This window comes from Serratia montpellierensis (genome assembly GCF_020858655.1).
In the GTDB taxonomy this organism is placed as follows: Bacteria; Pseudomonadota; Gammaproteobacteria; order Enterobacterales; family Enterobacteriaceae; genus Serratia; species Serratia montpellierensis.
This window is the reverse complement of record NZ_VOSN01000015.1, coordinates 104,649-115,727: the sequence shown is the minus strand read 5'-3', so window position 1 is coordinate 115,727 and position 11,079 is coordinate 104,649. Positions and strand designations below refer to the sequence as shown.

General features: G+C 60.0%; 9 protein-coding genes. 4 read left to right on the top strand and 5 right to left on the bottom strand.

The features are described 5' to 3' along the window. Positions 1-64: 64 nt before the first annotated feature. Positions 65-931: a small-conductance mechanosensitive channel MscS gene (mscS, locus tag FUU19_RS17220; protein WP_019455618.1), complete on the bottom strand. Its 867-nt coding sequence runs from the start codon at positions 929-931 to the stop codon at positions 65-67. A gap of 205 nt (positions 932-1,136) precedes the next feature. On the opposite strand from mscS, the gene FUU19_RS17215 reads away from it, so the two are divergent. Then, a complete protein-coding gene (locus FUU19_RS17215) occupies positions 1,137-1,805 on the top strand; it encodes a DUF1345 domain-containing protein (protein ID WP_123892579.1) in 669 nt (222 codons plus the stop codon). A gap of 220 nt (positions 1,806-2,025) precedes the next feature. Here the strand turns inward: FUU19_RS17215 and fbaA are convergent, their stop codons facing one another. From fbaA to FUU19_RS17195, 4 genes are all read right to left on the bottom strand, one after another. Continuing rightward, the gene (gene fbaA, locus FUU19_RS17210; protein ID WP_025304179.1) at positions 2,026-3,105 is read right to left on the bottom strand and encodes a class II fructose-bisphosphate aldolase; all 1,080 of its coding nucleotides are present in this window, start codon (positions 3,103-3,105) and stop codon (positions 2,026-2,028) included. 116 nt (positions 3,106-3,221) lie between these two features. Further along, the gene (pgk, locus tag FUU19_RS17205; protein ID WP_025160206.1) at positions 3,222-4,385 is read right to left on the bottom strand and encodes a phosphoglycerate kinase; all 1,164 of its coding nucleotides are present in this window, start codon (positions 4,383-4,385) and stop codon (positions 3,222-3,224) included. Between the two features lie 70 nt (positions 4,386-4,455). Continuing rightward, positions 4,456-5,472 (bottom strand): erythrose-4-phosphate dehydrogenase, encoded by a 1,017-nt coding sequence (gene epd, locus FUU19_RS17200; protein WP_004931582.1) that lies wholly within the window; start codon positions 5,470-5,472, stop codon positions 4,456-4,458. A 313-nt stretch (positions 5,473-5,785) separates the two neighbouring features. After that, on the bottom strand, positions 5,786-6,745 hold the full coding sequence (locus FUU19_RS17195; RefSeq protein WP_288398006.1) for a LysR substrate-binding domain-containing protein: 960 nt from the start codon (positions 6,743-6,745) through the stop codon (positions 5,786-5,788). An 82-nt stretch (positions 6,746-6,827) separates the two neighbouring features. On the opposite strand from FUU19_RS17195, the gene FUU19_RS17190 reads away from it, so the two are divergent. The 3 genes from FUU19_RS17190 to FUU19_RS17180 all read left to right on the top strand — a co-directional run bounded on the left by FUU19_RS17190 (position 6,828) and on the right by FUU19_RS17180 (position 11,039). Then, complete coding sequence (locus FUU19_RS17190; RefSeq protein WP_197788007.1) at positions 6,828-7,913, top strand: tartrate dehydrogenase; 1,086 nt, start codon at positions 6,828-6,830, stop codon at positions 7,911-7,913. Between the two features lie 364 nt (positions 7,914-8,277). Then, positions 8,278-9,888, top strand: coding sequence for a BCCT family transporter (locus FUU19_RS17185; protein ID WP_197834352.1), 1,611 nt, complete (start codon positions 8,278-8,280; stop codon positions 9,886-9,888). Between the two features lie 26 nt (positions 9,889-9,914). Next, entirely contained in the window at positions 9,915-11,039 is a 1,125-nt protein-coding gene (locus tag FUU19_RS17180) for an aromatic ring-hydroxylating oxygenase subunit alpha (RefSeq protein ID WP_033635879.1), read from the top strand. Positions 11,040-11,079: the final 40 nt, after the last annotated feature.

Genomic DNA, 11,079 nt, shown 5'->3' with positions numbered 1-11,079 from the left:
GCCGAGACGCCATCGATGGCGTCTCGGCCTGTAATGAAAAAAGGGGCCAAGGCCCCCTTCTCTGTTATTCCGCCTTGGCGGATGCGTCTTCGGTGCGATACAGGTGCACGTCCATCTGCGGGAACGGAATGCCGATGTTGTGGGCATCCAGCGCGCGCTTGAAGTTTTCCATCAGATCGAAGTACACGTTCCAGTATTCCGCGTTGGTGGTCCAGGAACGGGTCACGAAGTTCAGGGATGACGGCGCCATCTCGTTCAGACGCACGGTCACGCCTTTGGCGTGCATGATGCGCTTGTCGGCGGCGATCACATCGCCCAGCACCTTCTTCACCACGTCGATGTCGGCGTTGTAGGCCACGCCCACCACGATATCCACGCGGCGGTTCGGTTCACGGGAGTAGTTGATGATGTTGCCGGCGATGATTTTACCGTTCGGCACCACGATGGTCTTGTTGTCGGAAGTACGCAGGGTGGTGGAGAAAATCTGCACCTGATCGACGGTACCGGCCACGCCACCCAGATCGACATATTCACCCACGCGCAGTGGACGGAAGATCACCAGCAGCACGCCGGCGGCGAAGTTGGACAGTGAGCCTTGCAGCGCCAGGCCGACGGCCAAACCGGCGGCACCCAGCACGGCGATCACCGAGGTGGTCTGCACGCCGACGCGCCCCAGCACGGCGATGAAGGTGAACGCCAGCACGCCATAACGCACGATCGCCGACAGGAAGTCTGCCACCGTGGCGTCGATGCCGCGCAGTTTCATCACGCGGTTCAACGCATTGCCGACCACGCGGGCCACGATCGAACCGATGATCAGGATAACGATGGCGGCGACGATATTCACCGCGTACTGGATCAACAGATCCTGGTTCTTCACCAACCAGTCGCCGGCACCGTTGATGCCGTCTACTACATTCAAATCTTTCATTCGTGTCGTCCTAACTCAGTCCCTAACGGGAGAAACTCGCAAAAATACACTGGCCTCGGCAGCCAGTAGGAAACCACCGCCTAAGGGTAACCAACATTAAAGGCCCATGCCAACCATCAGCGTTAAAAATAGCCGAAACCGCCCGCCGCTTCTTCTATGCTGAGAACAGCGCGTTGGCCATTTCACGACAAGGGATCCGTTAATCATGCACATTCGCTCTTCGCTCAAACACTATTGGCAAGTGCGGCCCAGGCTGCTGTTTTCCGTCGGCGCCGGGCTGCTGTGCTTTCTGCTGCTGCCCGCCCAGCTCTCGCTACTGCAGCGCCTGATGATCGGCTGGAATACGCTGGCCTGGCTCTACCTGCTGTTTCTCTGGCGGCTGATGCTGATCAGCACGCCGCAGCACATTCGCCAGATCGCCCGGCGGCAGGACGAAAGCGCCAGCATGGTGCTGACGCTGGTCAGCCTCGGTTGCCTGGTCAGCTTGTTGGCGATCCTGTTTGAACTGAGCAGCGCCAAACAGGTGGCCGGCTCTCTGAAGACGCTGCATTTGCTGCTGACCGGCGCCACGCTGGTGGTCTCCTGGCTGTTGCTGCCGACCGCCTTCACCATGCACTATGCCCACCAATTTTATCGCCAGGGCGCGCAGCAGGATCCTTTGCCGCTGCTGTTCCCCGGCAACCTCACCGATCCGACCTATCTGGATTTCGCCTACTTCTCCTTCACCATCGCGGTGGCGTCGCAGACCGCCGATGTGGCGGTCGGGGCGGCGGAGGTGCGGAAGGTCACCCTGCTGCAGTCGGTGATCTCCTTCGCGTTCAACATGCTGATCCTGGGCCTGTCTATCAACGTCGGCGCCGGCCTGCTGGGCTGAAAACGAAAAAGGCTCCCCCGCAGGGAGCCTTTAACTCACAAACAAAGGAGGAAAAAACGTGGTTTTTCCTCCTTTGTGGTCATCAGCCGAAAATCAATTTATTGATTTTCCTTATTTTTTATATTTTGCCAACGGCAAGCCAGGCAACGCCATCAGGCTTGTCATAAACAAAAAGGCTCCCTGCTGGGAGCCTTTTGCATCGTGCAACAGGTGCCGAAGATTACAGAACGTCTACCGCGTTCAGATCTTTGAAGGCCTGCTCCAGACGCGTCACCATGCTGGTCTGCGCTGCGCGCAGCCATACGCGTGGATCGTAGTATTTCTTGTTCGGCTGATCGGCGCCTTTCGGGTTGCCCAGCTGGCCCTGCAGGTAAGCTTCGTTCGCTTTGTAGTACTGCAGGATGCCGTCCCAGGTTGCCCATTGGGTATCGGTGTCGATGTTCATCTTGATCACGCCGTAGCCCACAGACTCTTTGATCTCTGCGTCGGTAGAACCGGAACCGCCGTGGAACACGAAGTTCAGGCTGTTGTGCGGCAGGTTGAATTTCTTGGACACATAGTCCTGAGAATCACGCAGGATGGTCGGGGTCAGCTTGACGTTGCCTGGCTTGTACACGCCGTGCACGTTACCGAAGGAGGCAGCGATAGTGAAGCGCGGGCTGATGGCGTTCAGTTTTTCGTACGCGTAAGCCACGTCTTCCGGCTGGGTGTACAGAGCGGAAGCGTCCATATGGCTGTTGTCCACGCCATCTTCTTCACCGCCGGTGCAGCCCAGTTCGATTTCCAGCGTCATGCCGATTTTGGCCATGCGCTTCAGGTAGGCGCTGCAGATCTCGATGTTTTCTTCCAGAGATTCTTCAGACAGATCGATCATGTGGGAAGAGAACAGCGGTTTGCCGGTAGCGGCGAAGTGCTTCTCGCCGGCGTCCAGCAGGCCGTCCAGCCATGGCAGCAGTTTCTTCGCACAGTGGTCGGTGTGCAGGATCACCGGCACGCCGTAGTGTTCAGCCATCTGGTGAACGTGGTGTGCGCCAGAGATAGCGCCCAGAATCGCTGCGCCCTGAGGCACATCGGTCTTCACGCCTTTGCCGGCGATAAACGCGGCGCCGCCGTTGGAGAACTGAACGATAACCGGCGCGCGCACTTTAGCCGCGGCTTCCAGCACTGCGTTGATGGAGTCGGTACCCACACAGTTTACCGCTGGCAGCGCAAAGTTGTTCTCTTTAGCAACTGCGAAGACTTTCTGAACGTCATCACCCGTGATGACACCCGGTTTTACGAAATCAAAAATTTTAGACATGTTACTTTGTCCTGTTTCGTCGGCCGTAGATGGATGTAAATCGATGTTTTCACGCCGCGCAGCATTAGCCGCGCGGTATAAAACAAACGGGCGGCTTTCGCCTCCCGTTGTCTGAATTACTGCTTAGCGCGCTCTTCCAGCATCACGACTGCAGGCAGCGGTTTCCCTTCAACGAATTCCAGGAATGCGCCACCGCCGGTGGAGATGTAGGAAATTTTGTCAGCGATACCGAACAGATCGATGGCTGCCAGAGTGTCGCCGCCGCCAGCGATAGAGAAAGCGTCGCTATCGGCGATCGCGCGGGCGACAATTTCGGTGCCCTTACGGAAGTTAGGGAACTCGAATACGCCAACCGGGCCATTCCACAGAATGGTCTTGGCGTTCTTCAGGATAACGGCCAGACGCTCGGCAGAGACGTCGCCCATATCCAGAATTTGCTCGTTGTCCTGGATCTCGTTGGCCTGCTTCACGGTTGCGGTCGCGGTTTCGGAGAACTCGGTCGCGACGCGCACGTCGGTCGGAACCGGGATGTCGCAGGTTTCCAGCAGTTTTTGCGCGTTCGGGATCAGGTCAGGTTCGTACAGGGACTGGCCCACGTTGTTGCCCTGCGCCGCCACGAAGGTGTTGGCGATGCCGCCGCCGACGATCAGCTGATCGGCGATTTTGGACAGGGAATCCAGCACGGTCAGTTTGGTGGACACTTTAGAACCGCCCACGATGGCGACCATCGGACGGGCCGGGTTGCCCAGGGCCTTGCCCAGCGCTTCCAACTCGGCGGACAGCAGCGGGCCGGCACAGGCGACAGGCGCGAACTTGCCCACGCCGTGGGTGGAAGCCTGCGCGCGGTGCGCGGTGCCGAACGCGTCCATCACGTACACGTCGCACAGCGCCGCGTATTTCTTGGACAGGGTTTCGTCGTCTTTCTTCTCGCCCTTGTTGAAACGGACGTTTTCCAGCACCACCAGTTCGCCTTCGGCGACGTCGACGCCATCCAGATAATCTTTCGCCAGACGCACTGGAGATTTCAGGTGATCTTTCAGGTAGTTGACCACAGGCAGCAGGGAGAATTCTTCGTTGTACTCGCCTTCGGTAGGACGACCCAGGTGGGAGGTTACCATCACGCGGGCGCCTTGCTTCAGCGCAGCTTCGATAGTTGGCAGGGAAGCGCGGATACGCGCGTCGGAAGTCACTTTACCGTCTTTTACCGGCACGTTCAGATCGGAGCGGATCAGTACGCGTTTACCCGCCAGATCCAGATCGGTCATCTTAATTACAGACATGGTGAACCCTCTTTATTGAATCTCTATAAAATTGCCTGAGCAGCGCGCCCGTCACGCCGGCGCCGCCGTACTAGAAACCGCTGGCGGCCATTGCCCGTGTGGTATCCAACATCCGATTGGCAAAGCCCCATTCATTATCGCACCAGACCAAGGTTTTTATCAGGTGCTGCCCGCTGACCCGGGTCTGCGTACCGTCGACGATAGCGCTGTGCGGGTCATGGTTAAAATCGATCGAGACCAATGGTAATTCCGTGTAGTCAACTATACCACGAAATGATTCCCGTGCGGCCTTTTGCAACAGCTGGTTGACCTCTGCCACCTTCACCGCGGCGCTCACGCTGACGCTAAGATCGATAGCCGTCACGTTGATGGTCGGCACGCGCACCGAGATAGCCTCGAAGCGATCGCAAAACTGCGGGAAGATACGGGTGATGCCCGCGGCCAGCTTGGTGTCGACCGGAATGATCGACTGGCTCGCCGCGCGGGTGCGCCGCAAATCCGCGTGATACGCGTCGATCACCGGCTGATCGTTCATCGCCGAGTGAATGGTGGTCACGGTGCCGGATTCGATGCTGTAGGCGTCGTCCAGCAGCTTGATCACCGGAATAATGCAGTTGGTGGTGCACGAGGCGTTGGACACGATGCGATGTTCCGCCAGCAGCGTCTGATGGTTGACGCCGAACACGATGGTGGCGTCCAGATCGTTGCCGCCCGGATGGGCGAACAGCACTTTCTTCGCCCCTGCCGCCAGATGGGCTTCGCCATCCGCCCGGCTGCCGTACACGCCGCTGCAGTCCAGCACCACGTCGACGCCCAGCTCGCCCCAGGGCAACTGCTCCACCGCCGGCTGGTGCAACAGGCGAATCGCGTCGTCTCCGACGCTCAGCGTGTCGCACTCTTGCCGCACATCCCACGCAAAGCGGCCGTGGCTGGAATCATACTTCAACAGATGGGCCATGCCTTCGGCGTTCGCCAGCTCGTTGATCGCCACCACGGAGATTTCCGCCCGTCGTCCCGATTCGTACAGTGCGCGCAATACGCTGCGGCCGATGCGGCCAAAGCCGTTTATCGCTATGCGGATGGTCATGCTGCTCCTGAAAAAGGGCCGTCCCCGCCGGGCTGACTCACCGGCGCCGGGCCGGCGCTGACTGGTTGTCTCACTAACCCGCATAGAGTAGTGGATCGCACCGCCCGCTGTGAATCGCCGCGTTTGCATTATTCCCGCGCTTCAGCGGCTTTTCGCCGCCGTCACATCGGCATTTCTGTCGAAGAGTGCTTCAACTGAAACGCTTCAGCTGAGCATAAACCAAAGTTTTGGCAAAAGGAACAGGTGCAACAGTTCCACAAGTAACGGAGGGGAGTTTTACGAGCATAAGATGATCTGGCGCACATTTTTGGCCTCAAGGCCGCGGCGGATTTTCGCTCGCCGGCCCCGTTTCGCCGTAGTGCTCACGGAAATAGTCGCGCAAAAATTCGACCGTCACCCGCACTTTCGCCGACGTTGCCAGCCGGGAAACGTACACCGCCCAGATGTTGGCCGGCTGATAATACTCCGGCAGGATGTGCACCAATCTGCCGCTGTCGATGTTCTCTTTTACGTCCCAGGCGGAACGCAGCGCAACGCCCTGCCCGTCCAGACACCACTGGTGCACGATCTCGCCGTGGTTCGACGCCAGCGCCCCCGTCACCTTCACCGTCTCTTCGCCGCCCGGCCCCTGCAGCCGCCACAGCCCGAACGGGTGATCGCGTTCCTTGATCACCAAACAGGTGCGGCCCGCCAGCTCCGCCGGGTTTTTCGGCACGCCGTGGCGCTGCAGGTACGCCGGCGAAGCGCACAGGATGCGCTGATTGTCCGCCAGCTTGCGCGCAATCAGATTGGGAGCGATATCGTCGCCGATGCGGATATCCAGATCGAACCCTTCGCTGACCAGATCCACCAGCCGATCGGACACGTCGAGCCGCAGCTCCAGCTGCGGATACTCCCGCGCCAGCGCCGACAGCGCCGGCGCCACGAAACGCCGGCCGAAGCCGAAGCTGCTGACCACGCGCAGCATGCCCTGCGGCGCCTGGCGCACCTCGGACAGCTCGTCCATCATCTGATCGACGTCGTTGAGAATGCGCTGCGCCCATTCGTAGATGCGTTCGCCGTCTTCGGTGATCGCCACCCGCCGCGTGGTGCGGTGCAGCAACGACACGTCCAGCGCCTTTTCCAGCAACGCAATGCGTTTGCTGATGAAGGCCGGCGACACGCCCAGCTCTTCGGCGGCGGCGGCAAACCCGGCGCGGCGCGCCACCAGCACGAACACCCGCAGGTCACTCAGGATCGGCATATTGTTCATGATTCGTGTTTTATGTTTCACCGTTTTCGAGATTGATTAACAGTTAGTCAATTATAGGATAACAGTGTTGTCAATCTCCTCTACCTACAAATGAGACCTCTGTATGAGCAAAACATATAAAATTGCCGCTATCCCCGGGGACGGTATCGGGCGGGAAGTGTTGCCAGAAGGCATACGGGTATTGCAGGCGGCGGCGGCGCGCTGGGATCTGTCGCTGGAATTCGACACTTTCGAGTGGGCCAGCTGCGACTACTACCAGCACCACGGCCAGATGATGCCGGACGATTGGTTTGAGCAGCTCAAGGGCTTCGACGCCATCTACTTCGGCGCCGTCGGCTGGCCGGATACGGTGCCCGATCACATTTCGCTGTGGGGGTCGCTGCTGAAATTCCGCCGCGACTTCGAGCAGTACGTCAATCTGCGCCCGGTACGGCTGTTTCCCGGCGTGCCCTGCCCGCTGGCGAACAAACAGCCGGGCGATATCGATTTCTACGTGGTGCGCGAAAATACCGAAGGGGAATACTCCTCGCTCGGCGGGCGAATGTTCGAAGGCACCGATCGCGAGATGGTGATCCAGGAATCGGTCTTCACCCGTCAGGGCGTGGACCGCATCCTGAAGTACGCCTTCGAGCTGGCGCAGCAGCGCCCGCGCAAACGCCTGACCGCCGCCACCAAGTCCAACGGCATGGCCATCAGCATGCCGTACTGGGATGAGCGCGTGGCGGAGATGGCGCGCCAATACCCCGATATCGCCTGGGACAAGCAGCACATCGATATTCTGTGCGCGCGCTTCGTGCTGAACCCCGAACGCTTCGACGTGGTGGTGGCCTCCAACCTGTTCGGCGATATTTTGTCGGACCTCGGCCCGGCCTGCACCGGCACCATCGGCATTGCGCCGTCGGCCAACCTGAACCCGGAGCGCAACTTCCCGTCGCTGTTCGAACCGGTGCACGGCTCCGCGCCGGACATTTTCGGCAAGAACATCGCCAACCCGATCGCCATGATCTGGAGCGGCGCGATGATGCTGGACTTCCTCGGCGACGGCGATGCCCGTTACCGCCAGGCGCACGACGGCATCCTGCAAGCGATCGAGCGCATCATCGCCGACGGGCCGCGCACGCCGGATATGCGCGGCGATGCCTCCACTCAGCAAGTCGGCCAGGCGATCGCCGCCCTGCTGCAACGCTAAACGCCGCTGATTTTCCTGCGCAGGGCGCGTTTTCGCGCCCTGCTTTGCCACGTCCGCTTTTCCGCTTCGATCGCCGCCGCAAATCCGTTGAAAACCACCGCAGAAAGCACGCCAATATCCCGGTCAAGATCACAACAAATTGTTTACATACTGTGTTTTATCCTTTTACAGATGCCCCAATTGTGGCCCTCCTGTAATTTGTGCACACTCAAAAATGTTAATGAAGAGTAAAAATTTCCGGTGACGTTCCGCCGGGGCGTTTGCTCCTCGCGGTGTAACAAAACAAAGGGTTCAAACCAATAAGGCCCGGGCGCACCCTACGCTTCGCGCACCGGCCCACCACCGATAACAGGAGTTCACTCCCATGCAGAGCACCCCTAAAAAGGATGTCACGCTCATTGCCATCAGCCTGTGCAGTATTGCGCTGATCGCCATTTGCCTGATGCTCTTTCCGGCTCAATCCGCGCTTATCGCCAACACCATTTTCAACGGCGTCACTCGGCTGTTCGGCTCAACCATTCAAATTCTGGTGCTGATCGCCCTGCTGGTGGTGCTGTATCTGGCGTTGAGCAAATACGGCAACATCCGCCTCGGCGAAGGCAAACCGCAATACTCCACGCTGGCCTGGCTGTTCATGTTCATCTGCGCCGGCCTGGGCTCGTCCACCCTGTACTGGGGGGTGATGGAATGGGCGTATTACTACCAGACGCCGGGGCTGAACATCGCGCCGCGCACCCCGAAGGCGCTGGAATACAGCATCAGCTACTCCTTCTTCCACTGGGGCCTGAGCGCCTGGGCGACCTATGCCCTCGCCTCGCTGATCATGGCCTACCACTTCCACGTGCGTAAGAACAAAGGGCTCAGCCTGTCGGGGATCATTTCCGCCATCACCGGCGTGCGCGCCAACGGCCCGATCGGGCGGTTGGTGGATCTGATCTTCCTGGTCGCCACCGTCGGCGCCCTCACCATTTCACTGGTGCTGACGGCCTCCACCTTTACCCGTGGGCTGACGGCGCTGACCGGCATCCCGGACAATTTCGTGGTGCAGGCGACGGTGATCCTGCTGGCCGCGGTGATCTTCTGTCTCAGCTCTTACATCGGCATCGACGGCGGCATGCAGCGCCTGAGCAAAATGGTCGGCTGGGGTGCATTCGCCTTCGCCGGGCTGGTGCTGCTGGTCGGCCCGACCGAGTTCACCATCAACAACACCATCAACGCCATCGGCCTGACGGCGCAAAACTTCCTGCAGATGAGTCTGTTCACCGATCCGATGGGCGACGGCAGCTTCAGCCGCAGCTGGACGGTGTTCTACTGGCTGTGGTGGATCTCTTACACCCCGGGCGTGGCGATGTTCGTCACCCGCGTCTCGCGCGGCCGCAAGATTAAAGAGGTGATCTGGGCCTTGTTGCTCGGCAGCACCCTCGGTTGCTGGTTCTTCTTCGGCTCGTTGGAAAGCTACGCCATGCACCAGTTCATCAGCGGGCAGCTCAACGTGCCTGAGATCCTCAGCACCCAGGGTGGCGAAACCGCCGTGCAGATGCTGCTGACGGCGCTACCGCTCGGCAAGCTGTTCCTGGCCGCCTATCTGTTCATCATGATCATTTTCCTGGCCTCGCACATGGACGCGGTGGCCTACACCATGGCCGCCACCAGCACCCGCAACCTGCAGGAGGGGCAAGATCCCAGCCCGATGCTGCGCCTGTTCTGGTGCGTGGTGATCACCCTGATCCCGCTGTCGATCCTGTTTACCGGCGCCTCGCTGGACACCATGAAAACCACGGTGATCCTGACCGCGCTGCCGTTCCTGCTGGTGCTGCTGGTGAAAACCTACGGCTTTGCCCGCTGGCTGAAGCAGGACTACGCGGCCATCCCGGCGCACCTGATCGAAAGCAGCCCGCCGGCGCTGCCCGAGGCGCCGGCGGCCGCCGAACTCTCCGCTCCATCGTCGTATCAACCGCGCCCTATGGCGAAATGACAATAAGAAAAGAGGAAGGTTAACTTATGAGCACTCTGATCCCTGAATTTACCTTACCGAAAGATTTCTGCGCCGACGCCCGCGAGGCTTACACCATTCCGGCCCGGTTCTATACCCACCAGGCGGCGTTCGAGCACGAAAAAGAGCAGGTGTTCGCCACCAGCTGGATTTGCGTGGCGCACCGCAGCGAGCTCGCCGAACCGAACGACTACATCACCCGCGAGATCATCGGTGAAAACATTCTGGTGGTACGCGGCCGCGACAACGTGCTGCGCGCCTTTTACAACGTCTGCCCGCACCGCGGCCACCAGCTGTTGGCGGGCGACGGCCGGGCGAAAAACGTCATCACCTGCCCTTATCACGCCTGGGCGTTCAAGCTGGACGGCGAACTGGCGCACGCGCGCAACTGCGAAAACGTGCAGAACTTTGATAAGGAAAACTCGCACCTGATGCCGGTGCGGGTCGAAGAGTACGCCGGGTTTATTTACGTCAATCTGGACTCGCAGGCCGGCACGGTGGAAGACCAGCTGCCGGGCCTCGGCGCCAAAGTGCGCGAAGCCTGCCCGCAGGTCGACGACCTCAAGCTGGCGGCACGCTTCGTCACCCGCACCCCGGCCAACTGGAAGAACATCGTCGATAACTACCTCGAGTGCTACCACTGCGGCCCGGCGCACCCCGGCTTCGCCGACTCGGTGCAGGTCGACCGCTACTGGCACACCCTGCACGGCAACTGGACGCTGCAGTTCGGCTACGCCCGCCCTTCCGAGCAGTCGTTCAAGTTTGAAGAGGGTAAAGAAGCCAGCTTCCACGGCATCTGGCTGTGGCCGTGCACCATGTTCAACATGCCGCCGCTGGAAGGCATGATGACGGTGATCTATGAGTTCCCGGTCGATGCAGAAACCACCCTGCAGCACTACGACATCTACTTCACCAACGCCGATTTGAGCGACGAGCAGCTCAAACTGATCGACTGGTACCGCGACGTGTTCCGCCCGGAAGATTTGCGGCTGGTGGAGAGCGTGCAAAAAGGCCTCAAATCGCGCGGCTATCGCGGCCAGGGGCGCATCATGGCCGACGGCGCCGGCAGCGGCGTCAGCGAACACGGCATCGCCCACTTCCACAACCTGCTGGCGCAGGTTTATCAACCTTGATGCGACGGGGCCCACGGGCCCCCTCCCCCTGACTTGTGAG